Below are 24891 nucleotides of genomic sequence, written 5' to 3' on the forward strand. Positions count from 1 at the left end.
TACCAGCGCCGACGCGGACTTACCCGCGTCGGCGCTGTTGCGTTATTATGCTTGATTTCCCGATTCCCCAAAACCTGCGCGCCTCGGCTGTACTGGTACCCGTATTTCGGGACGCAGCCGGTGAACTGCAGGTAGTGATGGTACGCCGGGCCGCGTTTGGCGTGCACGGCGGGCAGTTGGCCTTCCCCGGCGGCAAGCCTGAACCTACCGATGTCGATTTGCAAGCCACTGCCCTGCGGGAGGCCCACGAGGAAGTATTTCTGCCGCCCTCGGAGGTAGCAATACTGGCCGCGCTGCCCACCGTGCCGGTGCTCACGGGTTTCCGCATCAGTCCGTTTCTAGGCCGCATCCGGCGGCCGGCCGCGTGGCAGTGGCAAACGCAAGAGGTAGCGGAGGTACTGGAAATTCCGCTCCGTTTTCTGGCCGACGCCGCCAACCACACCGAGGAAAGCTGGGAGCTGCCTGGCTGGCCCGGTCCGCGCCGCATCCCGTTTTACCGGCTGGCCGGCGGCCACCCGCTGTGGGGAGCCAGCTATCAGATCATCAGGCCCCTGATTCCGCGCCTGCTGGCTGGGGAGTGGCTGGTATAAGCATGATATCTACTTATATATACACCTTTGATAATAATTGCATAATACAAATAAAAAGCACTAATTAACCTATTAAAATAAGAATAATTATACTTATAGCGGGTAGCTTGGCGTTTCTTCCTTTCGCGCCCTGCTTACCTGACTATGCCACAACCATTCCTTTCCATCCTGCGCGGCCTGCTTTTGGGCTGCGTCGTAGTACTATTGCCGGGTCACCCGACCCTCGCCCAGAAAAACCCAACGGCCCAGGTTGTCAGCCTCGATGTGCCGCTGCTACGGCGGCAGCTGACGCCCCCAGCCGCCCGGGGCTCTCAGCCCACTTACCGCCTGCAGCTGCCCACTTTGCGTGGCTCCCGGCCCTTCGTGCTCACCGAATCGTTTGTGCTGCCCGCCACTGATACGGTGGCCCAGCAGCGGCTACGCACGTTTGTGGGCTACGAGGACGGTGCCCCCGACCACCGCGCTTCAGTAGTACTCACGCCCCGGGCACTGACGCTGGATGTGCTGGCCGGCGCGGAGTCGGCGAGCCTGCGGCCGGCCGGGGCGGGCCGCTACGAGCTGCGCCCCGAGCGCGCCACTCAGGGCCCCTGCGCCACGCTGGCCCCGGCCGGCGAGCTGCTGCGGCCGGGCAGCTTTAGCACCCTGCCTGCCCCGTTCAGCTTCGGAACTCAGTTGCACCGACTGCGCTACGCCATTTTGGTGACGCAGGAATTCTACACCAGTAACGGCAACACCGACGTGGCCGTGGAGCAGGCCGTGGTGACGGCCATGAATCAGATGTCGGCGCTGTACCTGCAGGAGGTGGCCCTGAGCTACGAGTTGACCCGGCCCACCAGCGGCAGCTACTACTTCTCGGCCATGACTTCCGCCACCCTGCCCAACACTGACCCGGCCACGCTCGGCCGCCTGCGCGACCAGAACCTGGGCGAAGTGGGCAGCTTTATCAACAGCCGCTTTGCCAGCTCCAACTTCGACCTGGGCCACTGTTTCCACAACACTGGTGGCGGGGTGGCTTACGTGGGCGTCGTCTGTGATGCTATCTACAAGGCCCAGGCCTGGTCGGGGGTGGGCAACCGGGGCGGCTTTCAGGGCATTCTGGCCCACGAAATGGGGCATCAGCACGGGGCCGCCCACACCTTCGCCGGCCTATGCGGCTCCCGCTCGTTGGGTAGCAACCTGGAGCCCGGCGGCGGGGCCACCATCATGGCCTACACCGACGTGTGCGGCAGCCAAACTCTGCAGAGCGTGACGGGCACCGAGGCCGACCACTTCAGTACCCGCTCCCTGGCCCAGATGCGCGCCGAGCTGCTGAGCGTGAACTGCCCCACCATCACCGCCAACACCAACCGCCCGCCCACCGTGAATGCCGGCCCCGACTACGTGATTCCGCGCAACACGCCCTTCATCCTCACCGCCAGCGGCACTGACCCCGACGGCCACCCGCTGGCTTACACCTGGACGCAATTCGATTACACGGCCACCAACCACGGAGCGCTGGGCAGCATTGCCGGCGAGGCCGGTCTGGCTGCCATCGACGACCCCGAGGCCCCGTTGTTCCGGCCCCGTCCGCCCCGTACCACGCTCAGCCGCACCTTCCCCGACCTGCGCTACGTGCTGGCCAACGCCAACCGTCCGCCCGACCTGATTGGCGAAGCCCTGCCCAATGTGGGCCGCGATCTGCATTTCACCGTAACGGCCCGCGACCAGCAGGCCGCCGGCGGCACCTTCACCACCGACAATGTGACACTGACCGTGGCCCCCGGCACCGGCCCCTTCGCCGTGACTACCCAGAACGAGCCGGCTTTGTGGATTGGCGGCCAGCAGGCTACCGTAACGTGGTCGGTGAATGGCACTGATCAGGCCCCCATCGGGGTGCAGCAGGTGCGCATCAGCCTTTCTGCCGACGGCGGGCAGACCTTCCCAACGGTGCTGGCGGCCAGCGTGCCCAACACCGGCTCGGTCACCGTAACGGTGCCCAACCTCACCACCCAGCAGGCCCGGGTGCGGGTAGAAGCCGTGGGCAACGTGTTCTTCGACATCAACGACGCCAACTTCCCGATTGCGCCCTGCTCGCCGGTAGCTTCGCAGACACTGCCCGCCACCGACCTCACCGCCACCCCTGGCGACGCCGCGCTGAACCTGGACCAGCAGGGCTACAGCCTCACGGAGTACACCGGGGCCAGTCAGCTCAGCGGTACCATTGCCGCCTCCGACCCCACCACCAACCTTACCAACTACGAAGGCCCCAACAACTGCACGCGCTACGGCAACGTGACGTATTACGATGCTCACGTGTTCGTGCCCTCGGCCACAGCCACTTACCGTATCAGCACACCCACTGGCTTCAGCAACATGGTGCTGCGCCTGTACAACAGCGCGGGCTTCGACCCAGCCAACCCCTGCCAGAACGTGGTGGTAGACAACATGCAGTCGGGCTTTCTGCCCCGCGACGTGACGGCCTCGCTCACGGCCGGCCAGCCTTACACGCTGGTGGTATCGAACTTCAACGGCACACCCTCGGGCAATACCAGTTATACCATCAGCTTCAGCACCACGCCTGTGGGCGGCACGGCCTACGCCTCCCTGGCGGCCCTGGGCTACGACTACCAGTACGCGGTGGTGAACACGACCAACGACCAAGTGGTGCGCCTGGCTCCCACCGCCGACCTGCGCACCCTGCCCGCCGGCATCTACGACGTGTACGGCCTGCTGTTCCAGCGCGGCTACCCCACTACCAACCTGCAGCGCGGCACCCTGAGCCAGTTGCAGACGGCCTTGAGCAGCGTGGCGCCCTGCGGCCAGCTTAGCCGCAACGCCCGCCGGATAACCATCACGGGGAGCTCGGCCCCGCTGCCGGTGGTGGTCACGCGCTTCAGCGGCCGCCGCGAAGCCACCGGCAACCAGCTGCAGTGGGTAACGGCCTCCGAAAACCAAGTGGCGCACTTTGCGGTACAGTACAGCCCCGACGGGCAGCAGTTCACGGTCCTGGGCCAGGTCCCGGCCACGAATGCCCCGCACGCTTACGCCTTTACGGATGCGCGGGCCACTACCGGTCCGGCCTACTACCGCTTGGCCGTGCAGAACCTGGATGGCACGGTGGCTTACTCGGGCGTAGTAGCCTTGCTGGCCACTGCCGAGCCCTGGCCGCTACGCGTGGCGGTGGCTCCCAACCCCGTGCCGGGCGGCCAGCCGCTGCGTCTGGAGTTGGAAGCCGACGCGGCCCAGCCCGCCGAGCTGCGCCTCACCGACCTGACCGGGCGCGTGCTGCTGCGCCTGACGGTGGCGCTGCCGATGGGCCACACTACCCTCAGCCTGCCCGAAACCCGGGCCTGGCACGGCCTGTACCTACTCACGGTGCAGCCCATCACCGGCCCCGCCCGGCAGCAGCGGGTGGTGCTGGAGTAGGCCGTAAGGGCCGGTAGCCGCACCGTTTTGGCGGGTGTTGCGTAATCTGGCACGAAATTGCATCCGGACGTATGGTCTGCTTTTTCGGCTTCCTCTTTCATTCCTACTCTCTGATGAAACGACTTTCTCTTCTGCCTTTGCTATTGGCGCTGCTACTGCCCGGCGTGGCCCTGGCCCAGCGCGAGCAGTCCGTGTGGCTATTCGGGCAGCAGGCCGGGCTGCAGTTCCCGGAAGGCGGCGGCACGCCTACGCCGCTGCTCACCAGCAAAATGACCACCTACGAGGGCTCGGCCGTGGCTACCAACCAGCAGGGCCAGCTACTCTTCTACACCAACGGGGAGTTCGTTTTTAACCGCCAGCACCAAGTAATGCCCAACGGCAAAAAGCTGATGGGTTCCAACTCCAGCACCCAGAGCGCCCTTATCGTGCCCGACCCGGGCTCCGGCAACGTGTTCTACGTGTTTACGGTGGGGGCCCAGGGAGGCCCCAACGGGCTGCGCTACTCCATCGTGGATATGACCCGCGACAATGGCCTCGGCGACGTGCCCCGCTCTAATGCGCTGCTTATTTCACCCGTGGCAGAGAAACTGGCCGCCGTGCGCCACCAGAACGGCCGCGACGTCTGGATTGTGGCGCACCGCTGGAATTCCAACGCCTTTGTGAGCTTCCTGGTAACGGCCGACGGGGTGCAGAGTAAGCCCATCATGAGCAACGTGGGCAGCATGCACGCCGGCCCCGGCCGCAACGCCATCGGTGCCATGAAGTTCTCACCCGATGGCCGTAAGCTGGCCGTGGCGCTGTGGCGGGAGGCGAATAAATATGAGGTATTCGACTTTGACCGAACTACCGGCCAAGTGCGGAACGCCAAAACCTTTGCCCCCTACCCCGAGGCTTACGGTGTAGAATTTTCCCCCGATGGCAGCAAACTCTACGGCTCCAGCAACGGCGAGGGCGGCGGCCAGGCTCAGGTGTTTCAGTTTGATCTGAAAACCGGTAAAGCCACCGTCATCGGCAAATCCGCCAACCGCAAAGTCGGCTCCCTGCAGCGCGCCCCCGATGGCAACATCTACGTGGCCCGCGAAGACAACCTGTACCTCGGCCTCATCCAGAACCCCAACTCCGACGCCGCCAAATATGTGGACGACGGCCTCAAGCTCGGTGGCCGCCGCAGCAAGCTCGGCCTTCCCAACTTCATCACGGAGCCAGGAAAGTAGGCGGTGTTATTGCGAAGGGGAGCCGAAGCAATCTGTCCTTCGCGGAGCCCAAAATCTGGAGTAACACAAAGCCCCCGACGCCAGCACGGACGTCAGGGGCTTTCTGCTTGTCAAGACCTACAAGGAATGACACCTCACCATCACAAATTCGCCGTTTATTGCGTTTTACCGCCCAGCTTAAAGCGCAGGAAGCCACCCGCAACGGAGAGGTAAGGGTTTTCGGAGGTGAGCAGGCCGGCTACGTCGCGGGTGCTGAGGCCGGCTTCGTAGATGGAGGTGACCAGGGTAAAGCCCAGCGGTACGCTCACGCCGTAGCCCGCGCCGCCGGTAAGGCCGCTGCTCAGGCGCAGCCACTTCACGGGCTTATAGTCGAGGCCGGCCCCGATGAAAGGTGAGGGCAGGTTGCCGGCCACGCTGTTGAGCGGCAAGGTCACGTCGAGGCCAGCCTCAAAATACTCGCTGATGCGCAGGCCAGCCCCGGCCCGCAACTTGGTAGGTAGGTCGGCGCGGCGTTCCTGACCGGTCTGATACTGAAACAGGCTGTCGGAGCCGGAAGCAAAAATTTCGGCGGCTTCCTTAATGAAATTATAGCTCCCCACGCCTTCCGACTTGAGCCGTTTCAGCTTCTGGTCGTTAGCCGTGAGCAGGTTGCCTTCCCAGGTCATGCGGCCGATATCCGTCACGGCCAGACCCAGGCGCACGGCCTTGCCCACTTCAGCGGCCAGCCCCACATCAAAGCCGTGCCCTTTGCCTACCGGGCTCAAGCCACTGCCCGTTTTCAGGTTGAAGCTGGGGTTGTTCACCAAGTCGCCGTAATCGACATTGAACACCGGCGACATGGAGCTATACGCCTGCAGGTTGCCGGGCTGCACCTTGATATCCACGATGCCGATGCCCTGAATGTAGCGGTAGCCCGCGCCGGCCGAGAGTTGGAACAGCGGCAGGTCGACTATCTGCGTCCCCCAGGCCAGGTTAAACTCGTTCATCACCGCAAACTGCATATCCGTCCCGGCCAACGCCTCCGATACCAGCGGAACATTGCCGGCGGCGGTACTGGTGTAAATGGGCGCGTCGCGGCCCAGAAACAGGATGTCAGCGGCATTTTTGTTCAGCCCGACGTGGCCGGCCGTGCGTACCCGGTTGCTCACCGCAATACCGCCTACTACCGGCAGCTGCACGGCCAGCGCGAACGTGGTAGCATCGGCGTTGAAGTTGGCCGCGTTATCGGAATTGAAGGCCGTAGCCAGCGCCTGCTTTTCGGCCAGGGTAAGGTTCTGGTTGGTATCGTAGATAAACCGGCGCAGCTGCTGCCGCGTGAGCGACTGGGAGCTGACGCCCGCTCCTACCTCGCCAATGGTGAAGGCTACCCGAGCCGTGCCCACCCGGCCCAGGTTAGCCGGATTGATGCCGATGGACTGGTAATCGGTGGCGAAGGTGGTGGCCACGCCGCCCCGGCCGGTGGCCGTGAAATTGCTCAGCTCATTCTGGGCGTGCAGGGCGGTGGGCAGCGCCAGCACGAGGCCCAGCACGGAAGCAAGTCGGGAGAAGTTCATGGCGAAAATGTAGCGTAAGCTTTAGCTTGCGGCGATAGTCGCCGGCAGTCCTGTTGCCGGTTGATGAAGTTACTTCTTTTCCCGGCGCACGGCGCAAGCTAAAACTTGCGCCACATTTTCCTACGCCTCGTGCCCAAACGCTTTTCCGCTTCCGAATACATCGACGGCATTCTGGCCGGCAACCGCGTGCTGCTCAGCCGGGCCATCACCTTGGTAGAAAGCACGCTACCCTCCGATCAGGCCCTGGCCCAGCAGGTGCTCGACGCGGTACTGCCCCACGCCGGCCGCTCGGTGCGGGTGGGCATTACAGGCGTACCGGGCGTGGGCAAAAGCACGTTTATTGAAGCCCTAGGACTGCATTTGGTGCGCGAGCAGGACAAGCGGCTGGCGGTGCTGGCCGTAGACCCCAGCAGCCAGCGTAGCGGCGGCAGTATCCTCGGCGACAAAACCCGCATGAACGAGCTGGCTGCCCACCCGCAGGCGTTTATCCGGCCCTCGCCGGCCGGCCGCAGCCTGGGCGGCGTTACGCGCAGCACCCGCGAGGCCCTGGTACTCTGCGAAGCAGCCGGCCACGATGTTATTTTTGTGGAAACCGTGGGCGTGGGCCAGAGCGAAACGGCCGTGCATGGCATGGTCGACTTCTTCCTGCTACTGATGCTGGCCGGGGCCGGCGACGAGCTGCAGGGCATTAAGAAGGGCATCATGGAAATGGCCGATGCCGTGACCATCACCAAGGCCGATGGCGGCAATGAGCTGGCTGCTCGCCGCGCCCGGGCCGAGTACCAGAACGCGCTACATCTGTTCCCTTTGGCTCCTTCGCAGTGGAATCCGGTGGTGACGACCAGCTCGGCGGTTACCGGAGCGGGCGTGCCGGCGGTGTGGGAGATAATTGGGCAGTACGTGCAGCAAACGCAGGAAAGCGGCTATTTCCAGCGCCGCCGCCAGGAGCAGAACCTGCACTGGCTCCACGAAACCATTCGGGAGGCGCTGGAAACCCGCTTCTACCAGCGCCCCGCCGTAGCCCAGCGCCTGCCCGACATTCGCCAACAGGTAATGGATGGCCGCAAGTCGGCGTTTGGGGCAGCCGAGGAGTTGCTGGGGCTGTAACGCAACAGGACCGGTTTCGCGCTACGGTGCTACTTCCAGCACCACCACCAGCGCATTATTGCTGAGTGCTTCCAGTTCGGTTTCGGCTACTTGCCAGAGGGCTAGGCCATCTTTGGCGTGCAGCAGGCGGCCTTCAATTTCAAAGGCTCCGGCCAGTACGTAAGCAAAGAAAAGCGAATCAGGCCGGCGCGGCTGGTAGATGGCCTCTTGGCGGCCTGTGAACCGGCCGAGGCTGAGGGCAAACGGCAGCTGCACGCTACCGCCTGTTACTTCCAGTAAGCCGCTTTCCAACTGCTGAAACGTGTACTGAAACAACTCGGCGCGGGCGGCGACAGGAGCGGCAGCGTCTGCCAGCCAAATGTGCAGAAAGCTCACGGCCGCGTCCGGATACGGGTTGGTGAGCACCACTGCCCGACCGGCCGGCACCCGCGCCACCCATACTTCCTCCACCTGCACCACCTCCTGACTAAGCGCGTCGCCGCAGCCAATTCCGCCGGTAAGCGGCACTACCACGCAGTACGCGGCCAGGGAGTTGGGCAATGTCAGCTGCTGGCCGCCACTCAGCGTTTCTTCGTTAAACGCCAGCAGCCGCCCTTCCGCCGGGCGCTGCACATCGGCAAACGCGCCGAAGGAAAACACGCTGCTCCGGCTCGATTGAGCCGTGGTAAGCGTGCCGTGCTGCTCCGCAAGGTAGAGGCGGCCGGGCGTTTGCTTAATCATAGCGCAGAAGGCTTGTGGAGGGAATACACACTCAGAAAAGGCTGCAACTGCACCAGATGCGTCAGCACCTCCTCTCCTTCCGCTGCCGCCTCAGAAACCAGCAACAGGTTTTCGATGGTGGTGTGCCAGGTCAGCGGGTCAGAGTAGAAGTTGATGGCCACTTGGTGCCGGCTTTTGTCCAGCAGGTCGGAGTTGATGATTTCAAACTGAAACCGACTAAACTTCAGAAAGTGTCGACCCAGATTATCCACCACGTCCGGCACCAAGCCCTGCAGCTGCGGCAGATATCCCCGGGCCACTCCGCTCACCAGAAACGGCAGCTGGCCGGCCCCGGACGCATGGTGCAGCAACTCTGCATACGTACGAAAGCGCCGCTCCGGATTGTATAGCTGGGCCTGCAGACGTAATTCGGCGTACGTGTCCTCAAACACCAGCTTATCCCAGGGCCGGGTGGAGGTGGCATCAATAATTTTCCGGTAGCATAGCGTAATGATGCGCTCAGTCATGACAGATGGGCTTCTTTCTCTTGCTGGATACGCCGTAACCACTACCGCGCCAGAACCCGAAGCTCTGACGCGGCAGTGGTTACAAAAAGGCAGCTGGCCCCATTTTTAGGCGGGTACGGCCAGGTTGATGCTCAGCTCGAAGCCGGCTGAAGTGCTGCCCGTAACGGTAGCCAACTCCAGGGAAACCCCGTCGCTGAACACATTGTCGCTGGCGTTGATGGTATAGCCGCTCAGGCCTTTGGTGTAGCCATTCACGGCGGCTACCGCTGAGCCGGTGCCTTCGGGAAAGGCAATCTGGGTGACTTTGAGCGAGGTGCCGTTGGCCGAATAGACGTGGACGTGAATGTGGGTGGCGCGGCCCGAGTACCAGCCGGGAAAGATGGATGTGAACGTCACCAGCCCGTTGGCATCGGTGGTCTGGCGGCCCCGCAGAAAATGAACGGCCTGGTAGTTGGTGCTTTGCATGCCCGTGCCACCATACTCTGAGTAGTTACCTGCCGCGTCGCAGTGCCAGATATCTACCAACGCGCCGGCCAGCGCGGCGCAGCTGTTGTTGCTGTTGAGAATGGTGATTCTGGCCGTTAGCTTGTGGCCCGTGCGGCCATCGGTGATGTCGGAGCGCACGTACGAGGACGGCACTTTGGTGGGGAACGGGCCCTCGGTTTCGGTGGGGGCTACTGAGCAGTTGCCGGAGGTAGTACCGCCGGTGGTGCCGGTGGTGCCGGTAGTGTCGGGGGTTACGGCGTCGGCGTCGTCCGTGCTGCAGGCGGCCAGCACCACCGGGGCCGAAAGAGCACCCACAAACAGGCTTTTCAGAAAATTCTTGCGTTCCATAAGGCAATCCGGATTAGAGCGTTGGCTGATTTCTATTCCGAATTTCCTCCATCCTGACGCAGGCGCCAATTTCAATCTACCAGCAGCCGTTAGTTATCGACAAGTTCGATAAATACCCAGACCATAGCACAAGACTCAGGTAATCCGCCGGCGGCTTCTGCCGGAACTTCGTGCTACAGGAGGCTTGCCGGCTGCTGGTTGAGCCAACGCAGATAAGTAGTTTTCAGCCATTGGGTTTCGGCCTGTTTATACGCCGGCGTCATCACGCTGAAATGGTCACCAGGATAGTAGGCGAAGGGCATACTGGCTCCCAGCTTCTTCATTTGCTGCTCCATCAGCATCACGGAAAAGTTGAGAAAATAGGTATCCTCGTTACCGGTAGCAATGCGCAGCTTCCCGTCCAGATCCGGCCTGAGGTGGCCCCAGTGGTGGCTGACATACCGCGTCAGATCGTATTGCTGCCAGCAGCGGACCACTTTTCGGTCCAGTTTGCCGGTGGCGGAGTTAAACAACGGCCGGGGCTGACCATCCTTCTCGCGCGGGCTGAATACGGCATTGAACGATACTTCCTGCTCGCCCCGATAGATGATGTCTTCCAGCCGGTGCATGATGGCAGGCCGGTCGTAGGCTGCTGCTACCGGTAACAGTTCCCCATAGGTCAGCGAGTCCGGAAAATCCACCCACCGGGCATCCCGGTACAAATTGGTTTTCTCGAAGCGTGAAAGTCCACCGGATCGGGGGAACTGGCGTTGGCACCGGCAAACAGCTTCGGGTAGTGCGTCATCAGGTACACCACCGTGTAGCCGCCGCTGCTGTGCCCACGCAGCACACGCCCGCCGTTGGTACGGTACTGCTGGTCGAGTAGCGGCAGAAACTCCGTAGTAAAAGCGTCGCCGACGGGGCCGTTGTTGGCGCTGTTGGCGTACACGGTGTGCCCCAACGAGCTGGCTCCATCCAGATACACCCGAATGCAGGCAATGGTATCAATAGGCGTGGCTGGCAGCGTGTCGGTGCTTTCGGAACGCGAGTAGTGGTGATAGTCGCCGCCGAAGCCGCCCACCGTAAACAGCACTGGGTAGCGGCGTTGCGGGTGCCGGTAGTAATCGGCGGGCAAAATAACGGCGGCATCCAACGACGTGGGCTTGCGGTGAAACCGGCTGAGCAGCGCTGAGGGGGCCTTTATTTCCTTGCAGAACGTGGTGGCGACGAACACCGGCGCGGGTACCACTTGGCTGCATACCAGCGTAAACGTTTCGTCGGGAGCCTGGAGTGACACCCTGCGCGCCACACTATACGGGTTGCCGGTGCTCTGCCCGATTATCCGCCCTCCGAGGTTCAAATCCCACACGGCCTGCACGTAGTAGTCGCCGCGCCCGATGCGCGAGAGTAACGTGGGAAACGACAGCGCCGAATCGGAAAAGACGATGATTTCGCCGGGCTGCACGTTGCGCACGGCCAGCCGGTAGCACGGCCAGCCGGGCTGGTTTTTGGGCTGTGCATTCTTCTGCGACAAATACAGCAGCACGTTACCGGTGAACGGACCCGCGTAGGCGGCGGCCGTGTAGGAAACCCGGAACTGCTGGGCTTGCGCTGAAAGCAACGACAACATCCACAGCAGCAGAACAGTGACGTATTTCTTCATTGCGCTATACCTGGTTAGTCCCTGATATAGACGACACTCGCTGCTGCCTGGACGCGCCGCGCCCGGGCAGCAGCGAGTGTCGTTGCCAGAGGTGTTTATCGAAAGAATAAGGGAAGACAGCCAGACTCCCGTTCGCCGGCTAGGCTCAAAGCTCCGGCCAGTTGGCAGCCGCTGCTACGCCCGCCGACGCTTCAGCATCAGGTAATCCAGGTAGTACAGAATTTTGATGCTCACGTTGTTGTTGTGGGGCGTGTTGATGGTGGTGCTCAGGTTGTCGAAATACAGCGGCGTGGCCTCGTTGGCTTCCAGAAAGGAGGAGCTGGCGTTTTTCCAGACGATGCTCACCTGCGAGCCGGGCGCAAACCACCAGGAGTACACCGCATCCACGTTGAAGGCATTGAACGTGTTGTCGCGGTTACGGCGGTAGTCCACCAGCTGCTCCTCGCCGCCCTTGCCCAGGCGGGCAAAGTCGCGGTAATTCACGGTGCTGGTGTAGTGACGCGTGCGGATCGTAAGCGACATGCGGTTGTTGAACGTGTACGCCCCCGACACGGTATTGGTCACCGTCAGCACCCGGCGGCGGCCCAGCAGCACGTCATCGGGGTGGTTGTCGCGGAACCGGGCATCATCGGGCAGGCTGGTATCGAGGCCGCCGTTTACGTAGCCAATCTGGTTTTCGCGCAGGTTCCAGTCGAGGCTATAGCGGAAATTGAGCTGGTTGCTCACGCGGTAGCGCGGCGAAACGCCCCAGCCGTAGCCCATGCGGCGGGCGCGGGGCAGCCGGTCGTCCTGGGCGTACCAGCGCACCCCGGCGTTCAGGTCCCAGGCCAGCTTTTTGCGGTAATCGGTGGAAAGAAAGCCGCCCACGTTGGCATTCACCGGCACCCGCACGTAGTAGTCGCCCAACGGGTACTGCCGGGGCTCGAAGTAGTCGTGCGTTACGGGGTTGGCATCGACGTTCATGCCCGTGGTCAGGAAGCTCTTGGTAAAGGTGGTGTTGAAGCCCCCGTACACGTTCACGCCCTGGTAGCGCGTGGGTTTGTACAGTAGCGTATGATCGAGACCCCAGAACGAATACAGGTTATTGACTTTCCAGAAAGGCTTGTACTTGTTGTAGCTGAAGTTGACGCTCTGGTTGATGTTGTTGTTGCCGAACAGAATACCCAAATCGTTGGGGTTGTATGTATTGGACTCGATACCCTGGCTCAGGCTCCAGGTAAAGTTGCCGCTGATTTTGCTCAGCCCCACCCGGTACTTGTAGCCATTCTGGTCGTCGATGCGCTCCTCCGAGCCAAACGCGTTGCCCCGGCGGCGCGAGTACACCACGCGGCCATCAATGGCATAGGAGTTCTTCTTGTTGGCGAAGCGGAACAGGCCGCCCGTCACGTTGGCATCGTACGTACTGCCCCAGCGCGTCACGTTGGTGTTGATGAGCGAGACGTAGCTGTTGTTTTTGAGGCTCTGGTCCAGCACCATAATGCTGTAGTTGCTGAACGGCTGCGTCAGCACGTCCCGCTGCCGGCCGTCCAACGAGTCGCGCACGGTGGCGTATACGTCGTTGCTGAGGGCGTTGAATATGCCCACGCCCAGCCCCTTGCTGGTGCGCCCCGATACCTTGGTGGCGTTGAGCAGGCGCGTCACGCCAGGGTTGCTGACCACGGCCTCGCCCGGCCGCCGCTGGCCGTCGGGGCCCATTTCGCCGGCCCGCAGCTGGTCGCTCACGTTACCAAAGCCGATGGGCGTGGCCCCCACCCGCCGCGAGTAGAACAGGTTGCCCTTGTTGAACAGCTCGGTGCCCTCAGTAAAGAACTGGCGGTTTTCCTGAAACTGCACCTCGAAGGGCGAGAGGTTGAGCACCTGGTTGTCGCTCTGCACCTGCCCGAAATCGGGCACCAGCGTAGCATCCAGCGTGAAGCTCTCGTTGATGCCCCACTTCACATCGGCCCCGCCGTTGAAGCTGGTGCTGGAGTTGCGGGTGCCCTGCTCGTTATACGGGAAGTGATTCACGTAGCCCGATACGTAGGGCGTGAGCGAGAGGCGCAGTGGCGGCTGAATGTTCTTCAGGCCCTGCAGCTCGCCCCACTGGTTCACGAAACCATCCACGGCGGGCTTCACCTCGTTCCAGAAAAAGCCCTGGTTGTCGCGCTTGCGCTGGCGCATGAAGTTCACGCCCCACAGCTGCTCGGCCGCTTTGCTGAAACGGATGGCCGAGTACGGAATTCGCACTTCGGCCACCCAATCGGTGCCGCGCAGCGCCGTGCGCGAGTCCCACACGGCGTTCCAGTTGAAATCCTCGCCCCCGGCCGGCGAGTAGCGGGCATCGGCCTGCACGCCACCGGTGGTGATGAAGAAGCCGTAGCCGTTGATTTTATCGTGGTAGGTATCGAGAAAAATGCCGAAAAAATCGGTGTTACCCATGTTGTCGCGCTCCGACAGCTCCCGCATAATCGAGTCCTGCGACACATCGTGCATCACGGCTCCAATGTAGAGGTTGGCGTCGTCGTACAGAATGCGGACTTCGGTGGGGTGCTTTTCGCGGGGTCCGGGGTTGGGCCGGTTCTGAATAAATTCGGTGGCAATGGGGGCCTGCTGCCAGATGGCTTCGTTCAGGTCGCCATCCAGCTTAATGGCATCGGTAATACGCAGGGCCTGGAGCTGGCGCTTGGGGGCCGGTACGGCGGCAGCGGCCGTAACCGCCGCCTCGGAGGCGGGTTGAGACTGAGCCTGCCCGGCTACGGTGGTCAGCAACACGCTCACCAGCAGTAGGAACACACGGATATACTTCACGGCGCAAAGACGAGAGGAGAGGTAGAACAAGCGGTAGGTGGTAGAGAGGTGAAACACCCGACAACCAGAGCAGTAAAGACCAGGCGGCGTCGGGACAACGGGCGGGATAATTGCCGCCAGCGGGGCGGAACGCTGCAATAGATGCAGGCCTCCGGGCAACCGTTGCCTCACTTCACAAATACTTCATAAGATAACCGGCCGCCGTTGCAGCGGCGGCCGGTTGAGGCCCCGCAGGACCTTACTCACTCACAGAAATCTGGATGGTTTGGTTGGTATTGCGCCCGTTAGTATCGGGTGCATCCAGCAGTTTGCGGTATTTCTCGGTCAGCGCGGCCGACTGCTTTTTGCCATTCACGGTCAGGCCGTCTTTGGTGAGCTGCAGCTGGAAGGCTTTCTCGTTGGCTCCCAGCAGGCCGTCGCGGCGCAGTTCGGCGCGCACCTCGTCCGAATCGACGCGTGGCGCGGCCGGCGGAGCGGGCGGCAGTGGTACGCGCGGGGCGCGGGGCAACCGGGGCGCTACTGGAGCAGCCGGCGGCGCGGGCGGCGTGGGCATATTCGCGTCGGTGATGGTAGTGGTACCGTTTGTCTGGCGGTTCATCACGAAGGAGCCTTTGGTGAGCTTGCGCCCATCCCGCTGCTCCACCATTTTCAGGTATTTGGCGTGCACGGCGGCCGACTGCTTTTTGCCGTTGACGGTAAGCGCCGTGGGCGTAAGCGTAAGCTGCACGTTACCGGTGCTCTTGACAAGACCATCTTTGCGCAGTTCCCGCAGCAGGGCTTCATCGGCCACACGGTGGCGCTCCGCACGGCGCATGTCCTCTTCGTGGCGGCGCATACTCATGTCATGGCGGCGCATTTCTTCCTCGTGGCGGCGCATGTCCATGTCCACGTCCACGTCTACTTTAATTTCCTGCTGTTCCCGCTGTGCCTCTGCCTCGTCGCGGCGGGCCTCGGCTTCATCCTGGCGGTCCTGGGCTTCTTCGCGGGCGTCCTGCTGCTGGTCCCGAATGTCGCTGAGGCGGTCCTGAATTTCCTCGCGCTGCTCCTCGGTCAGCTTCTCATCCTGCAGGGTGTTGCGCAAAGAGCGTTCGGCACTTTGCAGGGCCTGCAACCGAATGGATAGGGATTTGTCGGCCGAAAAGGTGTTCCGACCCATTTCGGCGCGCCACTGCGGGTTGTCGCTGAATTGGCGGCGGGCTTCGGCGGCGGCGCGCTGGGCCTCAGCCCGGATGCGGGCGGCCTCGGCTTTGCTCAGGCCCGGGCCTTGGAAGCGGAAGTTCTGGTTGAAATTCTTATCGAAGGCCTTGTCGAAGGTCTGGTCGAAATTGAAGCTGAAGTTATCGGAACCGTTCCACGGCCCCCGACGGCCGGGCAGCTGCACTACTTCCACCTGCGGATCACCGCTCTTACTTTTTTTCTTGCCGGTGGTGGCGGCTTCCACCCGCTGGCCATCCACGGTGAAGTTGGTTACGCGGCCCTTTTTGTCCTTCTCCAGGACAATAGTTCCGGGCCGGTTCCGACCGGGCTGGGGCACTACCACAATCTGCTGGCGGGTTCGCTTGCGGCGCTTTTCTTCCTCGTCGCCGCCAGCGGCAGCACTTGCCGACGCGGGCTCCAATGCTTCGGGCGTTTCGGTTACCTCAGCTATGTTGGCAGGTGCGGCGGGTGCTTCAACCGGGGCTTCAGCGGGCTTGCGGGTAGTGTCCGTTTCTTCACTTAGGAAAGGTAGCCGCGAGAGGGCACCCCGGCCGGCCGTTGGGCTGGGGTCGGCAATGGCCACGGCCGAAGTCAGCAGCACCAGGCCGCCCAGTACTACGCAGGCTGCCATGAAGCCCTCCGTAAAAGTAGGGGCCGTACGGCCCTGCACCAGCCGCCGGATGCGGCCCAGTACCGAGCCATCGGGCCCCAGGGCCGACAATGCCAGGCGGCCGTTGGCAGTTTCAGGTTGGGCGGTTAGCTCCGTGAGGGCGGCCAAAGCGCGGGCCACCGTGAGGGGGTTGCCACCCACCAGAGCCGTAGCCACGTCGTCGCAGCAGTTTTCGCGCTCGGTGCGCAGGCAGGCCGTGATAAACCACACGGCCGGATGGTAGAAGAACACGGTTTCGGCCACCGACTGCAGCAGGTTCATCAGGTAGTCGCGGCGCTGTACGTGGGCCAACTCGTGGGCCAGAATAGCCTCCAGATACGTCAGGCTCAGGCCCGTGACGGTACCCAGCGGCAGCAGCACCACCGGCCGCAGATGCCCCACCACCACCGGCGTCCGCACCAGGGCCGACTCCAGCAGCTGAATGGGCTGTTTCAGGCCGGCTTTATCGGCCAGGGCCAACAGGCGGGCCTGCCACTCCTCGGCCAGGGGCTGCACCCGGTAGCGACGCAGGCGCTGCACATAGGCCAGCCCCCCCAGCAGGCGGAGCGTCATGGCCAGCAACCCCAGCAACCAGGCAGCCACCAGCACCGGAATGTTCTCATCGAAATACACCACCCAGGCAGCCATGCCAGTAGGCGCGGCCGGAGCCAGGGCCGCCTCTGTGGCGGGCGTAACCTGCACCGGCTCGGTGGCGGCCAGGGTACTGCCAGCGGCAGCCCCAACGGCGCTGTTTTCCGAACGGAACCCAGCCGTAGCGGCCGTAGAAGCGGAAGGCGCAGCCGTGTAGTAGCGCCCAAACGTAATGACCGACAGCGTCAGGAGCAGCAGCAGGCCCACGGCCGCCGTGCGGTAGCGCACCTCTGCGCTGTGCTGGCGCAGCAGCAGCAGCAGGCCGGCCAAAGCCAGCGCTACTACCGCGCCCTGCCACAGGGAATGCACCAGAGTCCAGCCCAGGGCCCGCACCAGGGCGGAGGGCAGCAGTTGTTCAAGCCAGTTCATCGGGCGTCGTCGGTTGAGGGTGAGGTGGTGTCGTTCTGAATCTCAATGTCGTTGAGCAGGCGGCGGATCTGGGCCAGCTCCTCGCGGGAGGTGCGGCGGTTACCAAGGGCCTGCATCACCAGCTTCATGGCCGATCCTCCGAAGGCCGCGTCCACAAACCGGTCGAGCAGCAGGCCCTGGGTTTCCTCCTCCCGCACGGCGGCGCGGTACACGTGAGTCTTGCTGTCGTCGTCGCGCAGCACTAGCCCTTTGTCGAGCATGAGCTGCAGCAGCTTCAGGGCGGTGGTGTAGCCCACTTCACGGCGGCGGTTCAGCTCGTCGTTCACGAAGCGGACGGTGCTGGGGCCGTGCTGCCAGAGCACCTGCAGAATCTCCAGCTCCGCCTCGGTGGGCTTGGGAAGGGGTTGTTTACTCATCAGAAAAGCGGCTATAAAGTACCCGGAATGATTTCGAACCCAGTGGGGCAGACAAGCCGGCCGCCGCCGCTCCGGGCCCGGAACGCAACGACCATCCGAACTACGAACTGGTTCGTACATCAAACATATACGAAACATGTCGTACGTCCAAGATATATCTACGATTTATTTCGTACAATATTTTATCTACCTGATTTCAAGGCCACAAGATAACAAAAAGCCCCTGACCGCAGGACATCTGCAGTCAGGGGCCTGGGCCGCGGCGTTGGCGCGGAGCGGCCGTTACCGCCGCCGCTCCAGCGTGATGCGGGCGCGGTGGCAAATGCCGCCCAGCGGCGGGTTGAACTTCGAAACGCTTACCCGCACGCCGGCTACGTAGGGGAATTCCTCCAGCACCCGGTCGAGTACGCGGTGGCCCAGGTGTTCGAGCAAGCGGGCAGGAGCCTGCATCTCCTCGCGCACCACCCGGTACAGTACCTCGTAGTTCACGGTTTCGCGCAGCTGGTCGGAAGTCCCAGCCGCGTGCAGGTCGGTGTCGATGTACAGATCCACGCCGTACTTATTGCCGATCTTCTGTTCCTCGTCGTAGTATCCGTGGAAGGCAAAAAACTCCATGCCTTCGAGTGCAATCTGGCCCATGTGGTGAGTAGTGAGTGGTGAGTGGTGAGCTAAAAGAACGTCATTCCAAGCTTGCGAGGAATGACGTTCTCCTGAAATCAACGCTCTGGTGGTTGAGAGCAAACAAAAAAAGCCTGCCCCGGGAGGCAGGCTTTCTGGAACCGCGAAACTACGCGCTCCGCTTAGATTTCATCGAAGAAGGATTTCTCCCCGAGAGCCGCGGCGGCCATGCCCGGCTGGCCGGGGTGCATGGGCGGAACCGGCTGGTTGATTTCGGGATGGTTGGGGACGATGGGCTGGATGTCCGGGGCCGGGGGCTCTACGCGGGGCGGGGTCGGGTCGGGCACCTGCGATGGGGCGGGCGGGTCGATGTGCGGGGCGGGCGAGATGCCGGGGTTTTCAGCCGGGGCACCAGGGCGCTCAATCTCGGGGCCGGGCTGCTGGGCCGGGGCACCGGGGTCGGGCTGCTGGCCGGGCTTGGGGTTGTAGCCGGTGGTAGTGGCCGGGCGGGCCTGGGGTTCAAGCACCACGGAAGAACCGCCGTGGTAAGCCGGAGCCGTTGTGCCACCTATGGCAGCGGCCGAAGAGGTAGAGGCAGTATGTACGTGCATGGCAGCGTCGGATTTAGGTGAATCATCCGCAGAGCGCGGGCGGTTCACTTTTACGCTTGCTGCCCGAGAAAGGATGGCCGCCGTGCCGGCTTTTGGCCGGGCACGCGCTTTTTCCACCTTATCCAGCGCATCGGAGGCCAAGTGGTGCAGGTCGCGGGTAAGCCCGTCGAGCAGGCTTTCCAGACGCTGGCACTCCTGTCCTAGGCCGCTTACCTCCTTCTGCATTTCGGCTACGGTGCGCTCGGCCTGCTGGTAGGCGTCGTCCACCACGGCGCGGGCTTTCTGGCGGGCATCGTTGAGCAGCTGCTCGGCCTGCAGCTGGGCTTCCCGGATGCGCAGCTGGGCGTCGCGCTGGGCCTGCTCCGTGATGCTATTGCCAGTATCCTCGGCCGTTTTGAGGGTGCGGTAGAGGCTGGTTTCCACCTCGCGCATCTTGCTCACGTCCTGGTTGGCGTGGTCGAGCTTGAGGCGCAGTTCCCGGTTTTCGTCGCCCATCCGCTCCCATTGCTGGGAAAGAGTCTGCAAAAAGGCCTGAACTTCATCCTTATCCAGTCCCCGGAAGGCTTTTTCAAAGGTTTTCTGCCGGATATCGAGGGCGGTAATTTTCATAGGGAGTACTGAGAATGTAGTAGCGGGTACGTGGCTGATAAGGATGGGAATGCCTATGCGCAGTGGCTGAACCAGTCGGCTGCCTATTTTACTTCCTGCTGCTTACTGCCACCTATTCGCTACTGAGTTGCCAAACGGCCAGGCTACGGTCGTCGCTACACGAAACTAGCCGATTCCCGCTGCCCGGCCAAATTACCTTGTTCACGGAAGTACCGTGGCCGGCGTGGCGGGCTCGGTCTACCACGCGCAGCAGCTGCCAAGTCTGGGTATCCCAGAGCTTGATGCTTTTATCCATGCTGCAGGTAGCCAGCAAGCGGGCATCGGGCGAGAAAGCCAGATGGTTGATGGTAAACATGTGGGCCACGATGCTCTGTTGCACCTGGTAGCCGGCTTTTACGTCCCAGATGCGCAGGTGGGCGTCGCGGCCGGCCGTGAGCAGGTGGCGGCCATCGGGCGAGTAGGCGCAGGTGAACACCGAGTTGGTAGCGCCCGTGAGCGTGTGTTTGAGGTCGAGCGAATCGGCAGCCAGCACCCGCACCAAGTGGTCGGAGCTACCTACGGCCAGTTCCCCCCGCTCCTCGTGCAGGGCCAGGCAGCGGAGGCTCTTATCCGAAATGCGCACCAGAGTCTCCAGCCGAAAATCAGAGGCGCGCAGTACAGCCAGCGTGCCATCGGCCAAGGCCACATATAAGCGCTGCCGCTGCTCGGAGTAAGCCAGGTCGAAAATGGCTACTGGCGGCAGGGCTGTGGCGTGGAGCAGGGTTTTACTGCGGAGGTCAATCACCTGCACACCCTGGAAATTATGGCCCAGTACCAGCAGGTTACGCGCCGGCAGGTGCAGCAGCGCGTACACCGAGTTTTCCACCTTCGCAATCAACTCGCCGTCCTGCTCCGGCGCATCGGCCTGCCAGGCCACCACCAGCCCATCGGCCCCCGCCGAGTACACGGTTTCCTGCCCGGCCGTGCCGGCCAAAGCGTACACACAGTCGCGGTGACCAGTGAGAGAAGCAAGCTTATAAACCTGAGGGCGGGAGGTCAAGGGTGAAACGGTGAAGGGTGAACTTGTAAAATGGAGGGCGAAGATACCGCCCCGCTGCTACTAAGCCCACCGTCAGGCTATTTAGCCGCTGGTTTCCCTCGTACCTTTCATCTTTCACCTTTCACCTTTCACCGCTTGCCCCTCCATTCCCTCTCCCCCGTTTCGCAAACTGCTGTGCTGGGCCTGTGGCAGCTTACCGAGCCAGCCGAAGAGCTATGGCGCCTGCTGCCGGCCCAGGCGCATTACCTGAGCCGTTTCCCTGATGGCCGCGACGAGCTGCGGGCGCGACAATGGCTGGCGGGTCGGGTACTGGCCCACCAATTGCTGCGGGAGCTGAACGATACGCCCGCCACACTGCACAACGACGCTAACGGCCGCCCGTTTTTCCTGGAGTTACCAGCCTACGGCGTGTCGTTGTCCCATTCCGGTGAGTGGGTAGCAGCTTTACTTTCTACCACTGAGCCCGTTGGCACAGATATTGAACTGATCCGTCCCAAAGCCAAACAGTTGGCCCGCCGGGTTCTATCGGAAACCGAGCTGGCCGACGCCGGCGACGATGCTGTGAAGTATTGTTTCTATTGGAGTGCCAAGGAAACGCTTTACAAGTTGCACAGCCGCCGGGGCCTGGTGTTTAAAGAGCAGTTACTGCTCAGTCCGTTTGTGCTGCGGGAGGCAGGTGTTTTGACGGGACACCTGCTCCTCGAAAACTCCCGCAGCCAACACCAGATTCATTACCTGCACCCAAGTCCGGGTTACGTTCTAACTTACACCATCGGTGAGATGATGAGTTAGTGAAATGGTGCGTTTGGCGTTCTGCCTGCGCGGATTGAACAGTAAACTCACTAAATCACCACCTCACTAACTCACCGCTTCACCATTTCACCTCTGCCATGTCTTTCCGCCGAATTTCCATTGTTGCCGCTGTGGCGCTGCTGTTATGTACGGTAGCGGTGGGCACAGCCCGCGCCCAAGGCGGCCGCTCCGTGGCGGATTTCAGCCTCAAAAATGCCTCCAATGCCGAGGTGGCCCTAAAAAGCTATGCCGGCAGCAAAGCTGTGGTGGTAGTATTCATTAACCCCACCTGCGCCTTCTCCAAGCTCTACCAGAACCGGCTTTCAGCCCTGAGCGCGGAATACGGGGCCAAAGGCGTGCAGTTTTTGTTCGTGAATGCGCCCATCAATCTGGAAGCCAGCGCCGACACCGGTGACGCCGAGAAGCTGAAGGTAAAAGCCACCGGTGCCGACCTGCCTCTGCTCACCGATGAAGGCCAGAAAGTCAGCAACCTGCTGGGCGCCACCAAAACGCCCGAGGCAGTGGTATTGCAGCCCGCAGGCGACGGTTTTGCCGTTCGCTACAAGGGAGCCATCGATGATAACCCGCAAGTAGAGGCCTACGTGAAGGAAAAATACCTGGAGCAGGCCCTTAACAATCTACTTGCCGGTCGCCCCGTTGGTGTAGCCGATAAACGTGCTGCCGGCTGTCTGATCAAAAAGTTTTAGGCAGCCTGACAGATACAGAAAAGGCCCCGACGCATATGCGTCGGGGCCTTTTCTGTTATCCGGTTGTTTATTCTTCGTCCGAGGCGGAATCAGCCGAATCAGTTTGCATTTCCTCGGTCAGGATAGCCAGCAGTTGGGCTACTTCGGTAGCCTTGGCTGGTTCCTGCATCTTCTCGAAGCTGAACTGCAGGTTGCGCAAGGCCCGCCGTACAATATCTAGGTGCGAGCAAGGCTCGAAGAAAATTTCGTTGGGTGTAAGGTTGAGCTGCCCGATATAGTGCTCAATATCGGTACGGGAAAGCACCAGACCACGGTTGTAGCAGTTAATGTAGAACGGCTCCAGCGGCGGCTCCATACGGTAAGTAAGCACGAACAGGTTGGGCAGATTTACGCCGAAGACCGGCAGTTTGAGCCGTTGTGCCACCAGCAGATAAATCACGCATAACGTGAGCGGGTTGCCGCGCCGAGTTTCCAGTACCAGGTGCAGCATGGAGTTGGCCGGCGAGTGGAAGTTTTGGGTGTTGGCCGCGAATTTGTGCGCCCGGAATAGCACATGGTTGAGCGTCTGCACTTGGTCGGCGGGGTGCATTTCGGGCTGCAGCAGCGTCCAGACTTCAAACCGCAGCTGCTCAATGGCCCGGTTCAGCACCTGGAAATCTGCATCGGGATATTGGTAGCTATTGAGCAGCCACATACCTTCCAGCAGATTTTCGCCGCCCGAGTCGCGCCACACGCGTAGCCGTTGTTTCAGGCCCTCAAACTGCAGATGGTGAATAAGGTCTTCCAGCCGCTGCTGCTGCAGAGAGTCCAGGGTTTCTTCCCAGCTTTCTTCCAGAAACGGAATGATAGTTTCGCCCAGCGTCTGGATTTTCTCCTGAATCTGCGGGGCAATTTCCGGATCGTCGAGCAGGGAGATGAGGGCTTTGATTTCGCGGTTAGTCATGGAGCAGCGGGGCTGCGGCCGGAGCCGCAGGAGTCAGAAAGGGCAAATAAACACATCCGGCGCGGGAGTGCCGCAGCCGGCCAGTGAGATTTAACAGGTAGACGGGGCTGATTTGTTCAGTCGTAGTCGTTTTACACCGTCACCTCAGCCGAGTATACTGCGTGCCCCAAGCACAGATAGCGCCTGGCTTTACCGCAGCAGATTGGTTTTGGCCAGCTCCAGGATTTCGTCGCCGCGCCCGCTCATGATGGCCTTGAGGGTATAGAGGCTGAAGCCTTTCACCTGGGCCGCTTCGATGGTGGGCGGCATGGAAAGCTCAGCCCGCTTCACCACGGCATCCAGAACCACGGGGCCGGGGTGGGCCAGCATGGCGGCAATGGCGGCGGGCAGTTCTGCGGGGTCCGAAACGCGGATACCGCGCACGCCGGCAGCTTCGGCCAGGGCCGCGAAGTTGGGGTTTTCCAGCTCGGTGCCATATTCCAGAATGCCGGCCGCCTTCATTTCCAGCTCCACAAAGCCCAAACTGTTGTTGTTGAAGATGACGATTTTAACCGGCGTTTTCAGCTGTTTGAGCGTCAGCAGCTCTCCCATCAGCATGGCGAAGCCCCCGTCGCCGGCCAGCGCAATTACCTGCCGACCGGGGTACGTAAGCTGGGCACCCAGTGCCTGCGGCATGGCGTTAGCCATACTGCCGTGGTTGAAGGAGCCAATCAACCGCCGCCGGCCGTTGAAGCGCAGGTAGCGCGCCGCCCAGATGGTAGGCGTGCCCACGTCGCAGGTGAAAATGGCGTCTTCGGCGGCCTGCTCGTTCAGTAGCCGCGCCACGTACTGCGGGTGCAGACTGGTGTCGCCGGCCTCGCCGGTGGCCAAGTCGTCGAGGTCTTGGCGGGCTTCGCGGTAGTTTTGCTGGGCTTTCTCTAAATGCGCCCGGTCGCGCTTGTGGTTGAGCAGTGGCAGCAGAGCTTGCAACGTAGCCGCCACATCGCCCACCAGCCCCACCTCCACCCGTGCCCGCCGCCCGATATGCTCGCCGCGCAGATCAATCTGCACGGTGCGGGCCTCCTGGGGCAGAAACTGCTGGTACGGGAAGTCGGTGCCGAGCATGAGCAGCGCGTCGGCGTCCATGAGGGCGTGGTAACCGGAAGTAAAACCCAGCAGGCCGCTCATGCCCACGTCGTAGGGGTTGTTGGGCTCCACATATTCCTTGCCGCGTAGCGCGTGTACCACCGGCGCGCCTAGGGCTTCGGCAGTTTGCAGCAGCTCGGCGTGGGCCTCGGCGCACCCGGCCCCGGCCATAATCGTCACGCGGCTGCAGGTGTTAAGCAAATCGGCGGCGGCGCGCAGTTCCTCCAGATCAGGCACCAGCCGGGCTCGGTTGCGCAACACTGGCAGGCGCGGCTCCGGGGCTTCGGTTTTTTCGTGGCTGATATCGCCGGGAATCACCAGCACGGCCACGCCGCGCTGCGTGAGGGCCGTCTGAATGCCGATTTCGATGCAGCGCACGGCCTGGTCGGGGTGGGCAATCAGCTCACAATAGGCGCTGCACTCCTTGAACGTATTTTCGGGGTGAGTTTCCTGAAAATACTGGCTGCCGATTTCCGCACTCGGAATCTGGGCGGCCAGGGCCAGCACCGGCACGCGGCTGCGGTGGCAGTCGTAGAGGCCGTTGAGCAGGTGGGTGTTGCCGGGGCCGCAGCTGCCAGCGCATACGGCCAGCGCGCCCGTGAGGTGGGCCTCGGCGCCGGCCGCAAACGCACCGGCTTCCTCGTTGCGAACGTGTATCCATTCGATACCTTCCCGCTTGCGAATTTCTTCGGTGATGCCGTTGAGCGAGTCGCCCACTACGCCGTACACGCGGGTCACGCCGGCGGCTAGCAGGGTATCTACCAGTATTTCAGAGACGGTTTTCTTCGCCATAGTCTTCAGAATTGG

At 62.1% G+C, this 24891-nt stretch carries 20 protein-coding genes; 6 read left to right on the forward strand and 14 right to left on the reverse strand.

Translation table 11 applies throughout. The features are described from left to right. Positions 1–47 precede the first annotated feature (47 nt). From HSW_RS16860 to HSW_RS16870, 3 genes are all read left to right on the forward strand, one after another. A complete protein-coding gene (locus HSW_RS16860; protein ID WP_052346550.1) occupies positions 48–590 on the forward strand; it encodes an NUDIX hydrolase in 543 nt (180 codons plus the stop codon). Positions 591–734: 144 nt separating this feature from the next. After that, a complete protein-coding gene (locus HSW_RS16865) occupies positions 735–3995 on the forward strand; it encodes a M12 family metallo-peptidase (protein ID WP_044002918.1) in 3261 nt (1086 codons plus the stop codon). A gap of 113 nt (positions 3996–4108) precedes the next feature. Then, on the forward strand, positions 4109–5209 hold the full coding sequence (locus HSW_RS16870; protein WP_044002919.1) for a YncE family protein: 1101 nt from the start codon (positions 4109–4111) through the stop codon (positions 5207–5209). A 155-nt stretch (positions 5210–5364) separates the two neighbouring features. On the opposite strand, the gene HSW_RS16875 is transcribed toward HSW_RS16870, so the two are convergent. Next, positions 5365–6762, reverse strand: coding sequence for a DUF5723 family protein (locus HSW_RS16875; RefSeq protein ID WP_044002920.1), 1398 nt, complete (start codon positions 6760–6762; stop codon positions 5365–5367). A gap of 129 nt (positions 6763–6891) precedes the next feature. Here HSW_RS16875 and meaB point away from each other — a divergent pair, with 129 nt between their 5' ends. Beyond that, complete coding sequence (gene meaB / locus HSW_RS16880) at positions 6892–7869, forward strand: methylmalonyl Co-A mutase-associated GTPase MeaB (protein ID WP_044004966.1); 978 nt, start codon at positions 6892–6894, stop codon at positions 7867–7869. Between the two features lie 21 nt (positions 7870–7890). Here the strand turns inward: meaB and HSW_RS16885 are convergent, their stop codons facing one another. From HSW_RS16885 to HSW_RS16935, 11 genes are all read right to left on the reverse strand, one after another. Then, on the reverse strand, positions 7891–8589 hold the full coding sequence (locus tag HSW_RS16885; RefSeq protein WP_044002922.1) for a pirin family protein: 699 nt from the start codon (positions 8587–8589) through the stop codon (positions 7891–7893). Next, on the reverse strand, positions 8586–9095 hold the full coding sequence (locus HSW_RS16890; protein ID WP_044002924.1) for a hypothetical protein: 510 nt from the start codon (positions 9093–9095) through the stop codon (positions 8586–8588). Before HSW_RS16890 ends, HSW_RS16885 begins: the two co-directional genes overlap by 4 nt. Before the next feature lie 105 nt (positions 9096–9200). Beyond that, positions 9201–9929 carry a dioxygenase family protein gene (locus HSW_RS16895; RefSeq protein WP_044002925.1) on the reverse strand — a complete coding sequence of 243 codons (729 nt, stop codon included), beginning with the start codon at positions 9927–9929 and terminating at the stop codon, positions 9201–9203. A 173-nt stretch (positions 9930–10102) separates the two neighbouring features. Next, positions 10103–10609: a hypothetical protein gene (locus HSW_RS16900; protein ID WP_155833018.1), complete on the reverse strand. Its 507-nt coding sequence runs from the start codon at positions 10607–10609 to the stop codon at positions 10103–10105. Then, positions 10588–11571, reverse strand: coding sequence for an alpha/beta hydrolase-fold protein (locus HSW_RS16905; protein ID WP_044002928.1), 984 nt, complete (start codon positions 11569–11571; stop codon positions 10588–10590). Before HSW_RS16905 ends, HSW_RS16900 begins: the two co-directional genes overlap by 22 nt. A gap of 174 nt (positions 11572–11745) precedes the next feature. After that, positions 11746–14415 (reverse strand): DUF5916 domain-containing protein, encoded by a 2670-nt coding sequence (locus tag HSW_RS16910; protein ID WP_197031896.1) that lies wholly within the window; start codon positions 14413–14415, stop codon positions 11746–11748. A 181-nt stretch (positions 14416–14596) separates the two neighbouring features. Next, complete coding sequence (locus HSW_RS23005; RefSeq protein ID WP_052346551.1) at positions 14597–17224, reverse strand: M56 family metallopeptidase; 2628 nt, start codon at positions 17222–17224, stop codon at positions 14597–14599. After that, positions 17221–17640, reverse strand: coding sequence for a BlaI/MecI/CopY family transcriptional regulator (locus tag HSW_RS16920; RefSeq protein ID WP_044002930.1), 420 nt, complete (start codon positions 17638–17640; stop codon positions 17221–17223). The genes HSW_RS23005 and HSW_RS16920 overlap by 4 nt, the downstream gene beginning before the upstream one ends. Before the next feature lie 282 nt (positions 17641–17922). Further along, positions 17923–18279 (reverse strand): dihydroneopterin aldolase, encoded by a 357-nt coding sequence (gene folB, locus HSW_RS16925; RefSeq protein WP_044002931.1) that lies wholly within the window; start codon positions 18277–18279, stop codon positions 17923–17925. Between the two features lie 161 nt (positions 18280–18440). Then, positions 18441–19478, reverse strand: coding sequence for a DivIVA domain-containing protein (locus tag HSW_RS16930; RefSeq protein WP_044002933.1), 1038 nt, complete (start codon positions 19476–19478; stop codon positions 18441–18443). A gap of 112 nt (positions 19479–19590) precedes the next feature. Then, positions 19591–20517, reverse strand: coding sequence for a WD40 repeat domain-containing protein (locus tag HSW_RS16935; protein ID WP_044002935.1), 927 nt, complete (start codon positions 20515–20517; stop codon positions 19591–19593). A 135-nt stretch (positions 20518–20652) separates the two neighbouring features. On the opposite strand from HSW_RS16935, the gene HSW_RS16940 reads away from it, so the two are divergent. Both HSW_RS16940 and HSW_RS16945 read left to right on the forward strand, forming a co-directional pair. After that, positions 20653–21309: a 4'-phosphopantetheinyl transferase family protein gene (locus HSW_RS16940; RefSeq protein WP_071883135.1), complete on the forward strand. Its 657-nt coding sequence runs from the start codon at positions 20653–20655 to the stop codon at positions 21307–21309. Positions 21310–21407: 98 nt separating this feature from the next. Then, a complete protein-coding gene (locus tag HSW_RS16945) occupies positions 21408–22016 on the forward strand; it encodes a redoxin domain-containing protein (protein WP_052346553.1) in 609 nt (202 codons plus the stop codon). Positions 22017–22083: 67 nt separating this feature from the next. On the opposite strand, the gene HSW_RS16950 is transcribed toward HSW_RS16945, so the two are convergent. Then, complete coding sequence (locus HSW_RS16950; RefSeq protein ID WP_044002936.1) at positions 22084–22959, reverse strand: transglutaminase-like domain-containing protein; 876 nt, start codon at positions 22957–22959, stop codon at positions 22084–22086. Positions 22960–23148: 189 nt separating this feature from the next. Next, the gene (gene poxB / locus HSW_RS16955) at positions 23149–24876 is read right to left on the reverse strand and encodes a ubiquinone-dependent pyruvate dehydrogenase (RefSeq protein WP_044002938.1); all 1728 of its coding nucleotides are present in this window, start codon (positions 24874–24876) and stop codon (positions 23149–23151) included. Positions 24877–24891: the final 15 nt, after the last annotated feature.

This window comes from Hymenobacter swuensis DY53 (assembly GCF_000576555.1).
GTDB lineage: Bacteria > Bacteroidota > Bacteroidia > Cytophagales > Hymenobacteraceae > Hymenobacter > Hymenobacter swuensis.

What these genes read in the sequence shown, in the direction of transcription:
- HSW_RS16905 (WP_044002928.1), bottom strand. Translation starts at nt 11,571, where the DNA reads ATGAAGAAATACGTCACTGTTCTGCTGCTGTGGATGTTGTCGTTGCTT.
- HSW_RS16950 (WP_044002936.1), bottom strand. Translation starts at nt 22,959, where the DNA reads ATGACTAACCGCGAAATCAAAGCCCTCATCTCCCTGCTCGACGATCCG.
- HSW_RS16885 (WP_044002922.1), bottom strand. Translation starts at nt 8,589, where the DNA reads ATGATTAAGCAAACGCCCGGCCGCCTCTACCTTGCGGAGCAGCACGGC.
- HSW_RS16930 (WP_044002933.1), bottom strand. Translation starts at nt 19,478, where the DNA reads ATGAAAATTACCGCCCTCGATATCCGGCAGAAAACCTTTGAAAAAGCC.
- folB (WP_044002931.1), bottom strand. Translation starts at nt 18,279, where the DNA reads ATGGGCCAGATTGCACTCGAAGGCATGGAGTTTTTTGCCTTCCACGGA.
- poxB (WP_044002938.1), bottom strand. Translation starts at nt 24,876, where the DNA reads ATGGCGAAGAAAACCGTCTCTGAAATACTGGTAGATACCCTGCTAGCC.
- HSW_RS16895 (WP_044002925.1), bottom strand. Translation starts at nt 9,929, where the DNA reads ATGGAACGCAAGAATTTTCTGAAAAGCCTGTTTGTGGGTGCTCTTTCG.
- HSW_RS16865 (WP_044002918.1), top strand. Translation starts at nt 735, where the DNA reads ATGCCACAACCATTCCTTTCCATCCTGCGCGGCCTGCTTTTGGGCTGC.
- HSW_RS16920 (WP_044002930.1), bottom strand. Translation starts at nt 17,640, where the DNA reads ATGAGTAAACAACCCCTTCCCAAGCCCACCGAGGCGGAGCTGGAGATT.
- HSW_RS23005 (WP_052346551.1), bottom strand. Translation starts at nt 17,224, where the DNA reads ATGAACTGGCTTGAACAACTGCTGCCCTCCGCCCTGGTGCGGGCCCTG.
- HSW_RS16870 (WP_044002919.1), top strand. Translation starts at nt 4,109, where the DNA reads ATGAAACGACTTTCTCTTCTGCCTTTGCTATTGGCGCTGCTACTGCCC.
- HSW_RS16860 (WP_052346550.1), top strand. Translation starts at nt 48, where the DNA reads ATGCTTGATTTCCCGATTCCCCAAAACCTGCGCGCCTCGGCTGTACTG.
- HSW_RS16875 (WP_044002920.1), bottom strand. Translation starts at nt 6,762, where the DNA reads ATGAACTTCTCCCGACTTGCTTCCGTGCTGGGCCTCGTGCTGGCGCTG.
- HSW_RS16945 (WP_052346553.1), top strand. Translation starts at nt 21,408, where the DNA reads ATGTCTTTCCGCCGAATTTCCATTGTTGCCGCTGTGGCGCTGCTGTTA.
- HSW_RS16890 (WP_044002924.1), bottom strand. Translation starts at nt 9,095, where the DNA reads ATGACTGAGCGCATCATTACGCTATGCTACCGGAAAATTATTGATGCC.